Below are 19192 nucleotides of genomic sequence, written 5' to 3'. Positions count from 1 at the left end.
TCAACTCTCCTTGCGCAGGGAAGGTTTTCTGAAGGATCGATAGAAAATCAGCCGCCCGACCTCTGAGGGCACTTGCATCAGGCCCCACCAGAGCGCCTTGAGCTTTCTCAAGGTGGTCAGTTGATAGACACGAGCGTGAGGATTAGCAAAATCAAAAATAGGCGGAACAAAACTGGCGTTGGCAAGCTCCGCAAAGATGCTGCTCGCCGCGTGCGCAGCAGAGACCTTGGCGCTTTTGACGTCATCACAAAGGCCCAGCGTAGTGTTGAGAATATCCTTGTACCCCTGATACAGAGGCATCCAGAAACCGTCCTCTGCGAGCTGGTCGATTTCATCGAACACTTGCGGGTCCAGGTCCTTGGCAAAGGCATCGTTGATCTTGCGCGCGGTGATGGTGGCGGCAATCGACTGCAGCAGCCAGACACGGGCGAAGGCATTCCACAACTCGGGGTCGCGAAACGACACATAGGCCGCCGAGGCGATCCGGTCACTCAAGCTGATGATGCTGTCCTGGGTCAGGACAAAATCATTCAGGGCCGGGCTGCGGTAGTCACCGCTGTGCGCCGCCTTGATCAGCCGGTGCGCCAGGGCCAGAACCAGTTCCGCAGCATTGGACAGCTTGCGCGAGAACAACAGATCGTTGCTCGCGGCGCCCTCGTCGAACATCAGGCAGCGGCGTTCGAGCGCCGTGCGATAGACCTGCCGGGGCGGCTGGCGCAGCGCCCACTCGCGCACCCGCCGGGCGCCGGACAGGTGCCGCCCCAGGCCGGGGTACAGCTCGATCAGGCCGGCCAGGACCTGGTCGCCGTCCATGCTCGGGCAGAGGTCCTCACGCAGTGAAACCAGCACGCTGACCAAAGGGTTGCGCGAGTGCTGATGGTTGTTGAACGGGATGACCCCCACCCAGCCCCCATCGAACACATGATGCAGAGTGCCGCCATGCCACTGGCCGGGAAAATCGCCCTGCACGCACTCATCGAACGGCACCACCCCGAGCATATGAGTGGAGAATTCCAGGGTCCGGGTCTTCTGCGTCGAAGCCTGGCTGACCAGGCCAGCCTGCCGCGCCAGCACCTGGCCGCCCTGGCTGCCATCAACCATGAAATCGGCAGTGACCCAGCGCCCCAGTGCCGTAGCTACCTTGACCCCGCTGTCCTCGACCAGCACCTCTGGGCTGTTGTCGATCTCCACCAGCTGCGCGCCATAACCGATGGCCGCCGCCAGCAGATAGGCATCGATATCGGGCCTGAACAGATGGTTCTCGCCATGCTCGGAGGGCACGTTGAATTGCAGCGCCTGGCCCAGGTCCACCGCCCGGCTGCGCTGGTGATAGATGAACCCGAGGTTCTTCTTGACCCCGGAAGACGGCATCACCTTCTGCTGGATATCCCGGGTGCGGGCGATATTCTTTATTTCCGGCACGCCATAGCGGTCGGCAATCAGCTCGAAAATCATCGAGGTATAGGGAATCGTCGCCTCACCGGTAAGGTCGGGGGGCATCTGCCGGTTGCGCAACAAACCGACCCGGACCTTGTTCCGGGCCAGGCAGGCGGCGAGCATGATCACGCTGATGCTGTTGCCCGCCAAGAGAATGTCGTAATGCTCTGGCGCCTTGCCAGACTGCACATCGTTCATAACCACCTCAATCACAGATCATGGGTCTGGGTTGCACTGCCCGCGGCCCGTCAGGCCTCGGCCACGCAGCCCTGTTCCTTTATCGAACGGGCCAGGAAGTCCGGCCACATCAGGCCCGGACACTCAAGAAACTCGCGGGCCTTGATCTCCAGCTTCAGATCGCGCCGGCAGCGGGCGACCATGTCCATCACCAGCAGCGAGTCCAGGCCGTAGTCCATCAGGCTGCCGCCATCCTCGAGCTTGGCCCGCACCTGTTCGGTCTTGACCCCGAGCAACTGCGCGTACTGCTCCCACACGTAGTCATCCAGCAATGCCAGGGCAGCGGCTTCGTCGGCGCCCGCCAGTTGCTGCAGGATCTCCACGTTGCTGCTGTCGCCGGCCCTGGCGGTCGGAGCCTGGCTGCGGATGTACTGCAGCAGCGGTTGCGGGCCGCGGGATTCGAGCAGTGGCTTGAAGCGATTCCAGTCCACCCCTGACACCACCATCTGGGGCAGCTCGCTGGCCAGAATCCGCGACAGCAGGCCGACGTTCTGTACCGGGGCGATCTGTTTCAAGCCAACGCTGGTGAGGAAATTCAGCACCTGCTCGTCGAACAGGTGACTGCCGCCGGCCCACAGCCCCCAGTCGATCACCAGGGCACTCAGGCCCATGGCCCGACGCTGCCACGCCAGGCTGTCGAGGAACTGATTGGCGGCTGCGTAGCTGGCGACATGCTGCGAACCCCAGACACTGGCGATGCTCGAACACAGGACAAAGAAGTCCAGGTCCAGCCCCAGGGACAGTTCGTGCAACAACCAGGTGCCCTCGACCTTGGGCCGCATCACCTGGTCGAAACTGTCACGGTCGACGTCCTTGAGATCCTGCGGAATTGAAATTCCGGCGGCATGGAAGATGCCCTTCAGGCTCGCGCCCGACGCCTCCAGACCGCAGAACAGCCGCTGCATGTCCTGGGGCGAGGTGATGTCGGCCTGGACGTAACTCACCCGCGATGCCGCAGCGCCGAAGCGCTCCAGGCCCGTGGCGACATCCTCCAGTGGCCGCCGGCCGGTGATCAGCACAGCGCCCGCGCCTTTATCCAGAAGCCACTGGGCCATGGCCAGGCCAATTCCACCCATGCCGCCGGTAATCAGGTAACTGCCCTGCGGGCAAGGTGCATAGGCCTGTGCTGGCAACTGCGTAGCGCTGAAATGGTTCAGGCGCTGGACATAACGCTTGCCCGGGCGCAGGCAGATCTTGTCCTCGCCATCGGGGTCGCTGACTTCTTCGGCCAGCGCCCTTGCCCAGTGAGGATCGTCGGGGGCCAGGTCGATCAGCCCGCGCCAGTGTTCGGGGTGCTCCAGGGCGAGCGTCTTGCCCAGCCCCCACAACGGCCCGGTCGCCACTTGCAGGGGCTGGTCGCGATCCAGGCCAACAGGGTTTGCCCCTTGGGTCACCAGCCACAACCGGCCACCGCGCGGGCCCAGTTCGATGAGCGCCTGGACCATCTCCAGCAACGGGTGGAACAGTGTCGCCTGCAGGCTCGACAGGCTCTGCAGCGTGGTCGAGCCGGCATCCTCAATGTCTTTGCCATCGAGCACGATGATATCGGCGGCCAAGGCCTCGCCTTCATCGGTCAATGCCTGGCTCGGGTCCTGGGCCAGCACCCTCCGCGCGCTATCGAGCAACTGCTGCGGGCACAGGACCCGGGCACGATGCCCGCCACGCTGCAGGTGTTCGACCAGGGGAGCGGCGGTCTCCGGCGAGCGGCTGACCAGGGTGAACAAGCGGTCCTGCTGCGGCACTTCGGCGCGCTGGCGAGGGCGTTCGAGCCAATCCAGGCTGTAGAGCACGTCGGGCTGGTAAAGCATGCCACGCAGCGCCTCCTCACTCGGGGCGGCAGCCAGGGTCAGCCCTTCCAGGCTGCCTACACACTGGCCGTGCGCATCGTACAAGGCGCAGTCGAACTGCTGCGGATGTGCCTGGCTCGTGGCAATCACCAGGCTTTGTGCCCGGGGCGAAGCGGACCGGCTGGCGACCCAGCGGCGGATGCCGCTTATCGAGCCCGGCGCATCGCCCGGCACCGCCTGCCCCAGGTACTCGAGGACCTGCCCAAGGTGATTGCCGTGCGGATCGGGTTCTGCCGGCAACTGCATGTGGTAGACAAAGCCTGCGTCCTGGGTGGCGGCATGGCCCGGGTCCGGCAGGCCGCCCCGGACCGCCGCCGGCAGGCCTTCCAGGGTCAGCGACAGGACCGGCTGCCAATCGGCACCGGCAACCTTGGCCGCTGCGCTCAGGGCCGAACAGTTGACCTCCCAGGCCGCCCCGGACAGCGGCTTGAGTACGGTGAACAGATGCAACTGGTCATCGACATGGAACGCCAGGGCCGGGGTGATGCTGGCGAGGCTCACCCCATAGGTGTCCAGCTGCAAGTGGCCGGCCAGCTCATCGCTCAGGGCTGCCAGCAACCGGTCAGGACGCAGCAGCGCCAGGTCATCGCGGATCTCGCCGCCCACGGCCTGCAGGAGCGCGCTATCGAGCGTCGACTCGAATGCCGGAGTGGGTGCATTGACCGAATGCCCCAGCAGCCGGCCGACCGCTCCCGCAGCGACCTGTTGCAGGGGCGAGCCGCTGGCGTTGTCGAACCAGTAGCGCTGGCGCTGAAACGCATACCCGGGCAAGGCCTGGCGCAAGGCCCCGTCATGCTCGTGCAGCCGGGCCCAGTCGAGGTTATGGCCGCCCACGTAGAGCTGCGCGGCGGCCAGGCGCAGGTCCCTGGACGGATCGCCGGCCCGGCGCAGGCTGGCCAGGACCAGGCTGCCGTCCGCCAGGGGGTGACGGCCGATCAGCGGCGTCAACACAGCATCGGAGGCCACTTCAAGGAAGGTTTTCACCCCCAGCTCTGCGATCAGGGTGTTGACCCCTTCGCTGAACCTCACGGCCTGGCGGGTGTGCGTACACCAGTAATCGGGCGAGCTCAGGCTGGAGAGCGTATGCACCCGGCCAGTGACACTGCTGATGACCGGCAAGCGCGGCTCGCTGAAGGTGATCTGCGCCACCGTCTGGCGGAACGCTTCAAGCATCGGCTCGGTGGCTGCGGTATGGAAGGCATGGGAAACCGCAAGCTTCTTGACCTTGCAACCGCTGGCGAGCGCCGCTTCGGCCAGCGCCTGGACCTCGGCTTGCGGCCCGGCCACCACCACGTCCTGCGGGCTGTTGACCGCCGCCAGTTCGATCGCGCTGCCGGGCCGGTCCTTGAGCAGCTCCAGCAGTTGCGCCTCGCTCATGCCCAGTGCGTACATCGCGCCGCCGGCCGTCATCAGTTGCTGGGCCAGGCGCCCACGCGCCTCCACCATACGCAGCGCGTCAGCCAGGGATACCGCCCCGGCCACACAGATTGCACTGATCTCGCCGAAACTGTGTCCGAACAGCGCATCGGCAGCGACCCCCCAATGCATCCACAACCGCGCCAGGGCATATTCGACCGCGAATATCGCCGGCTGGGCATAGCGGGTCTGTTGCAGGTAGCTGTCACTGGCCGCACCCGCGTCCAGCACCAGGGTCAGCAGGTCCACGTCCATCAGCGGCTGCAACAGGGCGCGGCATTCATCGATCTGCGCCTTGAAGAATGGTTCGCTGTCATACAGTGCCTGGGCCATTGCCCGGTACTGGCAGCCCTGCCCCGGAAAGAGCATCACCAGCGGCGCCGCCGCTCCCTGGCAGCGCCCTTCGAATACATGCCCCACCACCTTGCGTGACGCATAGGCTGCCAGTTGCTCGCGCAGCCCCTCACGGCTATCGGCCACGGCCGCGAAACGATGGCCAAAGTGCGCCCGCCCGACGTTCGCCGTGTAGCACAGGTCCTTGAGTTCGAGCTGGCTGTTGTCGGCGATAAAACGTTCATAGCGTCCGGCAATCTGGCGCCGGGGCGTCTCGCCCTTGGCCGACAGAGTGATCAGCTGCCAGGGGTTGTCGCGCCCCTGGGCACGTTCGCGCAGCGGCGCGTCGCCCACTAGCACATGGGCGTTGGTGCCGGTAACACCAAACGAACTGACACCGGCGTGCCGCGCCTTGCCCTGGCGTGGCCAGGGCGTGGATTCGGTGACCACCTTCAGGGCCAGGCGATCCCATTCGATCCGCGGGTTGGGCGTGTTGAAGTGCACCTGGGGCACCAGGGCCTCTTGTTGCAGGCACAGCAGGACCTTGGCCAGCCCGGTCACCCCGGCGACCGGTTCGAGATGCCCCATGTTGGCCTTGATCGAGCCCACCAGCAGCGGTGCATCCACGGGCCGCTGCTTGCCCAGTACCGCATGCAGGGCGTGCAGTTCGATCGGGTCGCCCAGCGCGGTGCCGGTGCCATGGGCCTCGACATAGTCGACCTCGCTGCCCTGGAGCCCGGCCTGGCCGAGCGCCAGCCTGATCACCTCTTCCTGGGCGTGGATGTTGGGCACGGTGATGCCGCTGCTGGCGCCGTCGTTGTTGACCGCACTACCCTCGATCACGGCCAGCACCGGGTCCTGGTCGCGTACCGCATCGCTCAGCCGCTTGAGCGCAAGGATCACGCAGCCTTCGGCGCGCCCGTAGCCATCGGCCGCCGCGTCGAAGGTCTTGCAGCGGCCATCGGGGGCCACGGCCCGCAGCTTGCTGACCAGGATGAAACCGTAGGGCGACAGGATCAGGTTGACCCCACCGGCCAGCGCCAGCTCGCTCTCGCGGCTGCGCAGGCTGTTGCAGGCCTGGTGCAGGGCCACCAGGGATGAGGAGCAGGAGGTGTCGAGCACCACCGCCGGGCCCCTGGAGCCCAGGGTGTAGGCAATGCGCCCGGCCACGAAGCTGGTTTCGCCATAGAACTGGTAGGCGTTGACGTCCTCGACCGCGCCCAACTGCTGGCGCAGGCGCACGTAATCATTGGTACTGACCCCCATGAACACGCCGAGCTTCTTGCCATGCAGGCTGTCGGGGGCGATCGCGGCGTTCTCCAGGGCCTCCCAGGCAACCTCCAGGGCCAGGCGCTGCTGGGGGTCCATGCCCTCGGCTTCCTTGGGCGAAATGCCGAAGAAGCCCGGGTCGAACTGATCCACCCCCTCGATGAAGCCACCGCGCATGACGTAGGCCTTGCCGGGTGCCTGGGGATCAGTATGGTAATAGTCGGTGCCGTACAGACGGTCGCTGGGCATGTCGCCCACCGCATCGGTGGCATTTTTCAGCAGGCTCCACAGCCGCTTCGGTGTGTCGGAACTGCCCGGCAGCCGGCACCCCAGGCCCACTACGGCGATCGGTTCGACAGGCGCCGAGCTCTTGCCGGCCACCTTTTCCTTGAGCGCACGGATGGTGGTGATTGCCTGAGCAAGACTCTCTTGCAGCTGTTCCTTGCTTACATCGCGGACATCGTTATCCATAAAGGCCTCGATCAGTGATTCTCTGGCAGTTGTCATCCAGCCCCAGGGCTAGTAATTGGCGATATCGCGCAGCTCGTCTTCGAGAGCACCAATCAGCTCGGCCCGTGACAGTTCATGCAGGTCCTGATGCCGCGACGCTGGCGACACAGGTTCGGGCGCCGCCACCGGCTCCCGGGTTTCAGGCGCCAGGAGCTGGCCCATGAGGTAGTCCGTGACCTGTTCGATGGAGGTGTATTCGAAGCCGAAGGTCGAAGGCAGGTCGATGCTCAACGCCCGGCCCAGCCGTGAGCGCAGGTCCAGCGACATGACCGAGGACATGCCCATGTCGAAGAAGCCCTTCCTGACATCGAGCTCCAGGCCATCGGCAACGCCGAACACCTGCCCCACTACCTCGCAGACCAGCGCCTGCATGGCCCGGCGCTGCTGCAGCGGTGGCAGGCCAATCAGCTCGGCCAGACGCTGATCCGCTGCGCTATCCGCTGCACCCAGGTGTTCGAGCAAGGGCCAGGGCAGCACGCTCAGGTACAGCCCTTTGAGTTGTTGCCAGTCGACATTGAGCAGCCCGCACTGGCCCTGGCCACCCAGCACGCGGGCTATGGCCTGCACTATCTGCGAGCGCTGCAAAGGCTGCAGGCCGCTGCCTTGCATGGCCGTGCGGGCTGCGGCGTCCTGCTCAAGCTCCTGTTCGCTCTGCGTCAGGTGCAGCAGCTGGCAGTTCAACCCCTGGCGCCGGCGCTGTGCATGCACCCACAAGGCATATGCATCGGCAATCGCCGAGCGGGCGAAGCCGGCCCCGCCAAGCAGGGAAGACACGCTGCCCAGGATCAGGAAGAACGCTTCAGGGTCATCGATCAGCTGGTGAACCTGCTGCAAGACCTCAAGCGGCCGAACGCCTTCCTGCATTCGCACGACAAACTCTGGCTCCTTGAGCGCAACCGTGCGCCAGTCAAGATCGAGGTGGATAAAGCCGGCGATGCGGTCTTGCGCTCGCAGCGTCGCGAAGGTGTCAGCCAGGTTTTCCCGGCTCAGGTCCGAGAGGCTGCTGATCGCCATCGCTTCGGGCATCCGCTCAGGCATGTGCAGTTGCCCGGGGGCCTCGCAGAGCAGCAGCACACGCTGCACACCCCGCTGCCCGAGCGCCGTCAGCACAGGCTCCAGGTCAGATCCCGGGACGGCATGCAGCACAACGGTTCCGTTCAGCGCCGGCGGCTCCAGGCGCTGTAGTGGGTCGGCTTGTTCCTCCACCAGGTATTGCACCTCGACCCGGGCGCCGCTGATCGCAAAGTGATCATGGCCAGGTTGGCCGTGCAACAGCCGGCAGAGGCTGGCGTAGCTTCTTCTGTCGCTGCCCTGCAAAGTCACCAGACCGCCCCACCAGGCAGGCTGCTCCAGGGCGAAGATATGTGCGGCGCTCTGCCAGGTGGCCTGGACAGCGGCCATGGCCGGCGACGCAGCATCACTGGCATGAAGGGCGAACCAGACCGGCTTTGCCGGTGTTCCGACGCTGGCAATCGCACCGGCGAAGGCCTGTACCAGCGCCGCAGAGGCCACCAGGGATATACCGAGGCCGTCGGCCTCCTGAGCCTCAACGCCGGCAACGATCACCCCCAGGCAGGACGGATCGGCCACTGCCCCGCGCAACGCCGAGGACAGCTTGCGGGCCAGAGGTTGTTGCCCGGCGCGCAGCTCGATGACTTCGACCGGACGCTGTTCAGCCGCAAACGCCGCAGCCAGTGGCTGGACCTCGGCAGTGCTCCAGGCCAGCACCATCCAGTAGCCCTCGCGTTGCCGAGCGCCCTCGCCCGGCATCGGATAGTCCTGCCATTGGCGAGCGATCATCGGCAGGTCGAGGGGTGCAGTCTGGAGGTCGGGCAAGTACCACGAACCAGGATGGCCAAACTGCGGACCTTCGAACAGCGCCAGCTGGCAACCCCGGGCATCCACTACCTGCAGGCTGTCGGGTTTGTCGGCGTCATGGCCGGCCAGCACAATCCATACCTGCGCCGGCAGGTCTGCCCATACCTGGAGCCCGGAGAACCCGACCAGCGCGGCGGCGTGGGCGCCTTCAAACAGCTCGACCACACTGGCCAGCAACTGGGTCTGGCGCTCGGCCGCCGTCAGGGAGTGGGCAAAACGGTACAAGGCCCGCTGCCCGCCCGTGGCCGCACACCCGGACCATGGGCACAGGCCAACGTCCGGCGCCGGCGGTGAAGGCTCATCGAGCATCGACACCCCGCACAGGGTTTCCTCCTGCAACTGCGCTGCACAGTCAACCAGGGTTCCGCTCATGCAGACCTGGCGGCGCTCGTCGCCGGCCCCTTGCAAGGCCAGTTCGAAGCAGGCGTCAGGCGCCTGGGTGAGGTGGATGCTCAGGTGCGAAGTGAGGTGCTGTTCGCCGCGCAGGCGCAGCTGGGCAATCTGCAAGTCGCGGATCTGCTGCACGCCCCGCGGTGTTTCCCGCACCGCCTGGAGCACGGCATCCAGCAACAGGTGAGTCTTGACCCTGTACCCCTGCTCGCCCAGCGGGTCGTAATGCCCGGCCTGGGGAGCGAGAGCCCCCGACCAGTACCAGAGCTGCCCGGCCGGCCGTACCAGCCTCTGCAGGCAAGGATGGCCCGAGGCTGCCCGGGCGGGCTGCACCGCCGTAGCCGGCTGGCCAGCATCGATCCAGTAGTCGTTGAGCTGCCAGGGATAGGTGGGCAACCCGATGGCCTGACAGCCGTCCGGCAAGCGCTCGGGGCCCGGCGACTGGGCGCCGCGGCCAAAGGCCTCGGCCAGGGTTGCCCAGGGTTCGCCGGCCGCGGGTTTGCGGTCATTGGCGATGGGGCTGCCGGCCAGCCAGGCCTGTAGTGCCTGAGCCAGCTCGCGGCAATCCTGGCCGTGGACGACCAGGCGTTCCTTGAACGCCGTGCGCCGCATCAGCGCGTTGTAGCAGATGGTCTGTGGGCAGTGCTCGGTAGCGCCCAGGAAGGACACATAGCGCTGGGCCAGCTCCGCCAATGCCGCCGGGGTGGCCGCGGACAGGCACAAGGCCACTGGTGCTGTGGCGGGTGGCAAAGGCGCTGTCGCGGGCGCCGTATAGCCCTTGAGCAGCACATGCACGTTGGTCCCGGTGAAACCAAAGGCACTCACCCCGGCCACCCGCGACTCCGGCCGGCCCGGCCAGTCCATGGCCTGATGCGCCAGCTTGAGGTTCATGGCCGCCCAGTCGACACGGGTGTTGGCCCGCTGCAGATGGGCTTGCGGGGCAATCCGGCCGTGCTCCACCACCAGGCAGGCCTTGATCAGCGAAGCGATGCCCGCTGCCGCCTCGAGGTGCCCGATATTGGCCTTGACCGAGGCCACCGTCAGCGGCGGACTGTCGGGGCTGGCCTGGCGATAGGCGTTGTGCAGGGCGTTGAGCTCGATGGGGTCACCCAGCACCGTGCCGGTGCCATGGGCCTCGACGTAGCTGACTTGCTCCGGATGCACGCCGGCGTTGGCCAGTGCTTCGCTGATCAGCGCCTCTTGCGCCGGACCATTGGGCACTGTCAGCCCGGCACAGGCACCGTCGTGATTGACCGCCGAACCGAGAATCGTCGCGACAATCGGGTCACGCTCCCGCTCGGCCTGGGCCTGGCGCTTGAGAATGACCACGCCGCAGCCCTCCCCTCGACCGTAACCGTCGGCACTGTCGTCGAAGGCCTTGCTGATGCCGTCCGGGGCCAATGCGCCGGCCTGCCCCATGGATTGAAAGATCGACGCCGAGGCGATGACATTCACCCCACCCACAATCGCGATGTCGCACTCCGCGGCACGCAAGCTGTTGCACGCCAGATGGATGGCCGTGAGCGATGACGAGCATGCGGTGTCCACCGTCAGGCTCGGCCCACGCACGCCGAGAAAATGCGAGAGGCGCCCGCAGATCGCCGAAAACGAACTGCCAGTGCCGTAGTGGGCATCCACGCCTTGCGCGCTACCCAGGACCCGGGTTTCGTAGTCGTGGGAGTTGGCCCCGACAAACACCCCGACCCTCTGTTCCAGCAGCTTCTCCTGAGGGATACCGGCCCGTTCCAGAGCCTCCCAGGCCACCATCAGCAACAGCCGTTGCTGGGGGTCCATGCTCCGGGCTTCCTTGGGGGAAATGCGGAAGAACGCTTCGTCGAACCCTTCGGGGCGCTGGATAAGGCTGGCAAACCGCGGGAAGGTTTCCTCCGGTTTGGCGCCGGCGAGCCGGGACGGCGGTACCGGCCCCACGGTGTCCGTCTGTTCCAGCATCAGCTTCCAGAGTGCCTCGGGGCTGTCGGCCTGGGGAAACCGGCACGCCATGGCCACCACGGCGACGCTCCCCGCGGCGTCGGTCGCCCCGGCATCGACCGTTACCGGGGTGCTGGCCGGCTCCCGGGACAGCAGCCCTTCCAGGTACTGGCCCAGCCGGTTGATGGTGGGATAGTCGAAGCCCACGGTCGCCGACAGTTTGAGGGCGAACTGGCGCTCCAGCATGCGCTTGAATTCAACCAGGGAAATCGAGCTCAGGCCCAGTTCGAAGAAGCCTCGATCCGGGTCCGGGTCGGCACAGGCCACGCCGATGATCTGCGTCAGCAGTGCACCAATCTGCGCCCGCACATCCCCCACCGGCTGCGCCGCTGCGGGCACCTTGGCCGGTGCCGGCACAGCGGCCTGTGCCAGCTGCGGCACGCTCAGCGCCACATCGTTGGCCTGGGCGCAGAGATTGCCCTGGGCGTCATACACCAGTACCTGCGCCCGCAGCTGGGACACGAGCCCTGCCGGCTGCGGCCGCGGCGCCGGGGCAAACCAGAAACGCTCCTGCTGCCAGGGATAGGCCGGCAGCTCCAGCGCCGCCTCCCTGGGTTGGAAGGCTTGCCAGTCGGGACCTGCGCCCCACTCGTACAGGCGGGCAACAATACTGGCCAGCTCCAGGGCGGCGTCGCCCTGCTTGTGCAAGGCGCCGCACACCAGTCCCTGGGTTCCCTTGTCGGCCAGGGCCTGGTTGATCGACGCCGCCAGCACGGTGTGCGGGCCGATCTCGACGAACAGCCGGTGCCCCTGCTCGATCAACTGTTCGATGGCGCGATCGAAGCGCACGATGCCACGGGCATTCCTCGCCCAGTAGTCGGCATCTGCCAGGATCGGCTCCTCGGGCATCGCGCTGGTGGAAATCCAGGGCGTGTGCGCGGCAACCACCGGCAAATCCTCCAGCCCCGCGCGGATCTGCGTCAGGCACTCATCCATCTGGCGGGAGTGGAAGGCATATTCCGCCGGCATCAGGTAAGTGAAGATGCCTTCGTCACGCAGTTGCTGATCCAGAGCCTGTACAGCCTGCGGGCTGCCGGACACCACACAGCTGTTTCGACTGTTGACCACCGACAGTTCCAGTTGCGGGTTGTTCGCCAGACGCGACTGGAGCGTCGGCGCGGGCAAGCCCACCACCAGCATCCGCCCCTGCCCCAGGGTGTCCTTCATGGCCTGGGCCCGATGGTGGATGACCCGCACCGCCGACTCCAGGTCCAGTGCTCCGGCGCAATAGGCCGCGGCCACTTCCCCCATGGAGTGGCCGACCACCGCCGCCGGGATCACACCCCACTGGCGCAGGCATTCACTGATCGCCACCTGGATGGCAAAGATGCAGGGCTGGGCAAATTCGGTCAGGTGCAGGCGGGACCCACTGGCGTCGCTGCGCAGCTCGGCCTCCACCGACCAGCTTGCCCACTGGGCCAGCGCCTGGTCGCAACGCCGGATCATCGCCAGGAAGGCCGGCTCCCGTTCAAGCAGGTCGCGACCCATTCCCACCCACTGGGCGCCCTGCCCGGTAAACACCAGCACGGGCCCGCGCCGATCCTCTTCGTACGTCGTGCAGGCCAAGGTCGGGGCCGGCAACTGCTCCAGCTGGCTCTTCAATTGCGCGGCGTTCGCACCCACCACGACCGACCGGTAGGGAAAGTGATCACGACGATGAATGGCGCTGGCGACAAAGGCTTGCAATTGCCCATCGTCCTGCTGCGGCAGATGAACGGCATAGGCCCTGGCCTGCTCCACCACGGCCTGCGCGGACCTGGCCGATACCGGCAGGACCCAGGGCCGGCCCTGGGCCGATCGTTCCTGCTGCGGCTGTGCCTGCCGATAGGCGCTGGCATCTTCGAGAATCATGTGGACGTTGGTGCCACTGAGCCCGAAACCACTGATTCCAGCCAGGCGCGGCCGGTCGGGCAACGACTCGATCGCCGTGGGCACCGCCAGCCGGGAACGCTTCCAGTCCACCAGTGGGTTCAACTGTGCGAGATGCAGTTGCGCAGGCACCTCGGCGTGCTTGAGAACCATCATGGTCTTGATCACGCTGGCCATTCCGGCGGCCGCATCCAGATGGCCCATGTTGGCCTTGACCGAGCCCACCCACAGCGGCCGCTCACGCCCCTGGAAGGCACTGTCCAGCGAAGAGAGTTCGATCGGATCGCCCAGGGGCGTACCGGTGCCGTGGGCCTCGACATAGTCGATGTCGTCCACGCTCAAGCCGGCCACTTTCAGGGCCTGGCTGATCACCGCAGCCTGGGCATTGGCGTTGGGCACGGTCTGGCCGGCACTGGCGCCATCCTGGTTGATCGCCGAGCCCCTGATCACCGCCTGGATCGGGTCGCCATCGCGCAGGGCATCTGCCAGGCGCTTGAGCACCGTGACCCCGCAGCCCTCGCCCCGGACGATCCCGTCGGCCGCCGCATCGAATACCCGGCAGCGGCCACTGGGCGAGATCGCCCTGATCTGGCTCATGTAGATCGTCAGGTCCGGCGCCAGCATCAGGTTCACCCCTCCGGCCAGGGCCATGTCCGCCTCCCCTGCCTGCAAGGCGCGACAGGCCAGGTGCATGGCCACCAGGGAAGAAGAGCATGCAGTGGTCACGGTCATTGCCGGCCCATGAACACCCAGGTGGTAGGCAATACGCCCGGCGGCGAAGCTGAATTCCTTGCCGGCGGCATAGTAGGGATTGATCTGTTCGATGCCGGCCTCGCGGGAATGCAGTGCCAGGTAATCCATGCCCAGCATGCCGACATAGACCGCGGTCCTGCTGCCTTTGAGCTGCTCGCGGGTCAGGCCGGCACGGGCCACGCTTTCACAGGCGACCTCCAGCAGCAGGCGCTGCTGCGGGTCCATTTCCTTGGCTTCAGAGGCCGAGATGCCAAAGTAATGCGCATCGAAGCGGTCGATGTGCTCGAGGAACGCCCCCACCTTGCTGTAGGTCGTACCGGTTTCAGCAGCGCTCTCATCGTAGATCGCCGCTGTGTCCCAGCGCTCTGCGGGAACCGGTCCGACAAAATCGGTCCCAGCACGAAGGAGCTCCCAGAATGCCTCGGGGGTCGATGCACCTTTGGCAAAGCGGCATCCACTCCCGATGATTGCAATGGGTTCAAAATCCATGGGCGCACGAGCATCCATTCAGTCATCTCCTTCGACTGGGTGTTTAGTGTTTAGAACGCGGGTTTGGCGGTAGGAACCTGCATGTCGCCCAGGTACTTGTGCCAGAGGTGTTCCGGGTCGCTTTCAACCGCAGCGATGATTTCGCGCATCTTGTCCAGCACTTCCAGGCGCTTGCCGCTGTAGACGTCCCCTTGCAGCAATTGCAGGATGTCCAGGCGGTAGCGTGGGTCTTGAACGAACGCGGTGAAGAGGATGTTCAGGCGGTAATAGAGCGTGATGAACTCATACCAGTTCTTGATGCCATTCCTGATCATGCCTTCGTAGTGAGTGAAACTGGACTTGCTAAAGTCGTTGTTCTTCACCGCCTCGATGATGTCGCCGCTGGCGATGCGCGCACTGTTGAGTGCAACGCTGACGCCGCTGGAGAAGATCGGGTCGACGAACCGTGCGGCATCGCCGATCAGCACGAAGCTGTCGCCACAGACTTCTTTCATGCCGTAGCTGTAGTCCGCCTCTTTCTTGAACGGGCGGACCTGCTCCGATGCCTTCAGCGCGTCATGCAGGTTTTCCCGGGTCTTCACCGCTTCCCAGAAGAACTCTTCATAGGTGAGGTCGGAGTTGGTGTAGTTCTGCTTCTGCGTAACCACGCCCACGCTGGTAATGGTTTCGGTGATCGGGATCTGCCAGACCCAGGTATTGGTCATCGGCAGGAAGTGAATGAAGATGTAGTCGACCTTGTCCGGGCTTTGCGTCGCCGACTTGCGGTCGAAGTTGTCGAACCAGGAGTGAATCGCGAACTGGTTGAAGACCGGGTCCTTTTCTCGCAAGCCCAGCCGGCGGCCCAGCAGCACGTTGCGACCGCTGGCATCCACCACCATCTTGGCCTTGATCTCCACGCTGCGCTTGCCCAGCTTGGCATTGACAATGACATTGCCCGGGCTGAGAAACTCGACGTCAGCGATCTCCACGCCCTGGAAGACCTTGGCCCCCAGCGAACCTGCGTGCTCCAGAAGAATGCGGTCGAACTTGCCGCGGTCGACGTGGAACGTGAAGTCGCGATCGACCCCTTCCTGCTTGCGCTCGTTGAAGAGGATTTCCGCCGAACGGAAATCGTGGTCCAGGCCCTGGAAGCCCATCTTGTCTTCGGGGCCGGAATCTGCCGAGGTCCAGGCAGCGCCGAACTTCTTCGGGAAGTTGGCTTTCTCGATCTTTTCCATCACCCCGATTTCCAGCAGCACCGGAGTGGTGGCCGGTACCAGCGACTCGCCAACATGCTCGCGCTCGAACAGTTCTTTTTCGAACACCGCGCATTTGACACCGGCTTTTGCCAGGTAGGAGGCCATGGTCGAACCCGCCGGCCCGCCACCGATAATCACTACATCATAATCATGATCGCTCATTGCCCACTCCCTGTTAGGCGCACTCGGCCTTTAGTTGCTCGACAGTCCTGGATATTGCATTCAGGTCTTTAAAATATTTGCCGGTGATATGGGTACTTGGAATCGAGACACCCATTTCATCCCTGATGTAGACCATGAGCTTGACGATATTCATCGAATTGAGAATGCCCCACTCCAGTAGTGGAGTCTGGTCATCAAGCTCATCTTCCTTTGCACTTGGCCCGATCAAATCTTCCATGATGTAGCGACGAATCTTTTCTTTAACTTCCTCTCCGTCCATAGACGTACGCTCCTGCATTCGACAATCGTGGGTTGGGAAAACCCGTCTACAATCCTCAATAAGAATGCACTTGTGAATAGCCGTTTTTGCAAAAGGCCTTTGCATATCCGCAAAGGCAAAACAGCCCCAACAACATCGAAGCCAACACAACTTAACGATGTTCCACAGGCCTATATGACGGCCTTCAGAAAGTCATCTTCGAGCGCCCAAGCATAGTTTTGGCGCTCTGCGCAATTAGCCACTAGAACTATTTTTGTATCCAGATAGTGCAAACCAAGCCTTGCACTTGGACGGTGTTCCGCTCTGCGCCGGGTAGAGCTGTGGCGCCTGAAATGTTATGAATCAATTTTCCCAAAGCCAACTAATCATGGCCCCAGCACTGCTTGACAAACAAAAAGCCTAGCCGTACTAAGGAGGCTGTCATGATCTATTTGTAATTTGCCTTTACAAAAATAAGACACTAAAAATTCTAAAAGGATTTAGGAATGAAGGCGCTAGGCGTTGTCAATGACATAGACCTTTATATATCCGTAACTAAAACGGGTAGTTTCTCCGAAACAGGAAGACTACTTGGCATCCCACCTTCTTCGGTGATGCGCAGAATCAATAGCCTCGAAAAAGAACTTGAAACCTGTCTATTCAATCGATCGACAAAATGCTTGATACTTACCGAAACAGGCCTGCTCTTTCTCGAACATGCAAAGAACATCTCGAGATGCATTGGGCATGCTAGATCAGAAGTAAAAGAACACACTGCATCGACCCTAGGCGTTCTCAAGGTTTCAGCACCCGTGGCCTTTGGACGGCGCCATGTAGCGCCTTTATTGAGCAGAATACTGAACCATCATCCCGGTTTGAAAATTGAATTCTCGCTTAACGACAAAGCTCTCGACCCCAGCATCGATAACGTCGATATCTGTATCAAGCTGGGCATATTGCCGGACAGTAATCTGATTCCAACGAAACTTGCGGATATGCGGCGCGTGCTCTGCGCAAGCCCGGAATACATCCGGCAACACGGCTGTCCGCAAACTCTTGAAGACCTGTACCAACATGCCTGCCTGATCCACAGCACCTGCAGCAACTTCTCACTGACCTGGCAATTCAAGGTCGATGGCCTGCTCAAGAAGCTCATGCCCAGCAGCCGGCTATCGGTCAACAGTTCCGAGTTGCTGGTAGACGGCGCCCTTCAGGGCATAGGAATCATCCACGCGCCCACCTGGCTGGTGCATGAACAGATCGCCAGCGGCCAACTGGTGTCGCTGCTCGACGAATATTGCGAGGCCGATCCGCAACAGGGAGCGATCTACGCACTGAGGGCACGCAGCAGCGTTGTCCCGGCCAAGACCCGCCTGTTCATCAATGAGTTGAAACGCTCGATCGGCAGCACGCCTTACTGGGACTTGCCGTTTGAAAAGGAAATACCGCAGACCCTGGCCACCCTGCATTTCGATACCGCAATGCATTCAGCGCTTTCCAGAGCGACCACCTTGCAAGACAAGAGCCAGACATCATGAATCAGTACGACGTCATTATCATCGGTAGTGGTATCGCCGGCGCGCTGACCGGCGCCGTCCTCGCGAAGTCCGGGCTGAACGTTCTGATCCTCGACTCGGCCCAGCACCCACGATTCTCCGTCGGCGAAGCGGCGACACCGGAAAGCGGTTTTCTGCTGCGTTTGCTCTCAAAGCGCTTCGACATCCCTGAAATCGCCTACCTCTCGCACCCCGACAAGATCATCCAGCACGTCGGTTCGAGCGCCTGCGGGATCAAGTTGGGCTTCAGTTTTGCCTGGCATCAAGAGAACGCGCCGTCGTCCCCTGACCACCTTGTGGCCCCGCCGCTGAAGGTGCCGGAAGCCCATCTTTTCCGGCAGGACATCGACTATTTCGCCCTGATGATTGCCCTGAAACACGGCGCCGAATCCAGACAGAACATCAAGATCGAGTCGATCAGCCTCAACGACGACGGGGTCGAGGTGGCATTGTCCAATGCCGCCCCCGTCAAGGCCGCGTTCATCATTGACGCTGCTGCCCAGGGCTCTCCGCTCTCCCGCCAACTGGGCTTGCGCACCACCGAAGGGCTGGCGACCGACACCTGCTCATTCTTCACCCACATGCTCAATGTGAAGAGCTACGAAGATGCCCTGGCTCCGTTGTCCCGCACTCGTTCCCCCATCGAACTGTTCAAGAGCACCTTGCACCACATCTTCGAAGAGGGCTGGTTGTGGGTCATCCCCTTCAACAACCACCCGCAGGGCACCAATCAGTTGTGCAGCATCGGCTTCCAGTTCAACAACGCTAAGTACCGTCCCACCGAGGCGCCGGAGATCGAGTTTCGCAAACTGCTGAAAAAGTACCCGGCCATCGGCGAACACTTCAAGGATGCGGTCAATGCCCGGGAGTGGATCTACGCGCCGCGCATCAACTACCGCAGCGTGCAAAATGTCGGGGATCGCTTCTGCCTCCTGCCGCAAGCCACAGGGTTTATTGACCCGCTGTTCTCCAGGGGGTTGATCACCACCTTCGAGTCCATCCTCAGGCTGGCCCCCAAGGTGCTGGACGCCGCCCGCAGCAACCGCTGGCAACGGGAACAGTTCATCGAAGTCGAGCGCCATTGCCTGAACGCGGTGGCGACCAATGACCAGTTGGTCTCCTGCTCCTATGAAGCCTTCAGCGACTTTCACCTGTGGAACGTGTGGCATCGGGTCTGGCTCAGCGGCTCCAACCTGGGCAGTGCCTTTCTGCAAAAGCTGCTGCACGACCTGGAACACAGTGGCGACGCCCGCCAGTTCGATGCAGCGCTTGAGGCGGTGCGCTTCCCTGGCTGCCTGTCCCTGGACTCGCCCGCCTACGAAAGCCTGTTCAGGCAGTCGTGCCAGGTCATGCAACAGGCCAGGGAGCAAGCCAGGCCGGTGGCCGAAACCGCCAACGCGCTGCATGAGCTGATCAAGGAGCACGAAGCCGAGTTGTTGCCCCTGGGCTATTCACGGATATCCAATCGTTTCATCCTCAAAGTCTGAATGCCTGAGTGATGCCCGGGGCCGGGTGCCGGTGTCTGTGACCGGCAGCCAGGCCTGGCGATCCACCCGTCCG

7 protein-coding genes are annotated in these 19192 nt (G+C 63.5%); 2 read left to right on the top strand and 5 right to left on the bottom strand.

Annotated features, from left to right (window positions below; all coding sequences use genetic code 11):
- Genes AC1RGE_RS04085 through AC1RGE_RS04065 form a run of 5 tightly spaced genes read right to left on the bottom strand, consistent with a single transcriptional unit; the run spans position 1 to position 16097 of the window.
- Positions 1-1635 (bottom strand): NAD(P)/FAD-dependent oxidoreductase, encoded by a 1635-nt coding sequence (locus AC1RGE_RS04085; protein WP_053158244.1) that lies wholly within the window; start codon positions 1633-1635, stop codon positions 1-3.
- A gap of 50 nt (positions 1636-1685) precedes the next feature.
- Positions 1686-7010, bottom strand: a complete 5325-nt coding sequence (locus tag AC1RGE_RS04080) for a type I polyketide synthase (RefSeq protein ID WP_492583431.1) — start codon at positions 7008-7010, stop codon at positions 1686-1688.
- Positions 7011-7058: 48 nt separating this feature from the next.
- The gene (locus tag AC1RGE_RS04075) at positions 7059-14435 is read right to left on the bottom strand and encodes a type I polyketide synthase (protein WP_492583429.1); all 7377 of its coding nucleotides are present in this window, start codon (positions 14433-14435) and stop codon (positions 7059-7061) included.
- A 32-nt stretch (positions 14436-14467) separates the two neighbouring features.
- Complete coding sequence (gene pltA, locus AC1RGE_RS04070) at positions 14468-15817, bottom strand: 1H-pyrrole-2-carbonyl-[peptidyl-carrier protein] chlorinase (protein ID WP_011061079.1); 1350 nt, start codon at positions 15815-15817, stop codon at positions 14468-14470.
- 13 nt (positions 15818-15830) lie between these two features.
- Complete coding sequence (locus AC1RGE_RS04065; RefSeq protein WP_011061078.1) at positions 15831-16097, bottom strand: phosphopantetheine-binding protein; 267 nt, start codon at positions 16095-16097, stop codon at positions 15831-15833.
- 485 nt (positions 16098-16582) lie between these two features.
- Here AC1RGE_RS04065 and AC1RGE_RS04060 point away from each other — a divergent pair, with 485 nt between their 5' ends.
- A complete protein-coding gene (locus AC1RGE_RS04060; protein ID WP_011061077.1) occupies positions 16583-17614 on the top strand; it encodes a LysR family transcriptional regulator in 1032 nt (343 codons plus the stop codon).
- Complete coding sequence (locus AC1RGE_RS04055) at positions 17611-19119, top strand: NAD(P)/FAD-dependent oxidoreductase (RefSeq protein WP_011061076.1); 1509 nt, start codon at positions 17611-17613, stop codon at positions 19117-19119. The genes AC1RGE_RS04060 and AC1RGE_RS04055 overlap by 4 nt, the downstream gene beginning before the upstream one ends.
- Positions 19120-19192 lie beyond the last annotated feature (73 nt).

It is taken from the genome of Pseudomonas sp. GW823-FHT02C05, from assembly GCF_058797595.1.
Note: the sequence above shows the minus strand (reverse complement) of the source record. Positions and strands in the feature narration are given on the sequence as shown.

Coding starts and splice junctions, on each gene's coding strand:
- pltA (WP_011061079.1), bottom strand. CDS start 15,817: ATGAGCGATCATGATTATGATGTAGTGATTATCGGTGGCGGGCCGGCG.
- AC1RGE_RS04065 (WP_011061078.1), bottom strand. CDS start 16,097: ATGGACGGAGAGGAAGTTAAAGAAAAGATTCGTCGCTACATCATGGAA.
- AC1RGE_RS04075 (WP_492583429.1), bottom strand. CDS start 14,435: ATGGATGCTCGTGCGCCCATGGATTTTGAACCCATTGCAATCATCGGG.
- AC1RGE_RS04085 (WP_053158244.1), bottom strand. CDS start 1,635: ATGAACGATGTGCAGTCTGGCAAGGCGCCAGAGCATTACGACATTCTC.
- AC1RGE_RS04080 (WP_492583431.1), bottom strand. CDS start 7,010: ATGGATAACGATGTCCGCGATGTAAGCAAGGAACAGCTGCAAGAGAGT.
- AC1RGE_RS04060 (WP_011061077.1), top strand. CDS start 16,583: ATGAAGGCGCTAGGCGTTGTCAATGACATAGACCTTTATATATCCGTA.
- AC1RGE_RS04055 (WP_011061076.1), top strand. CDS start 17,611: ATGAATCAGTACGACGTCATTATCATCGGTAGTGGTATCGCCGGCGCG.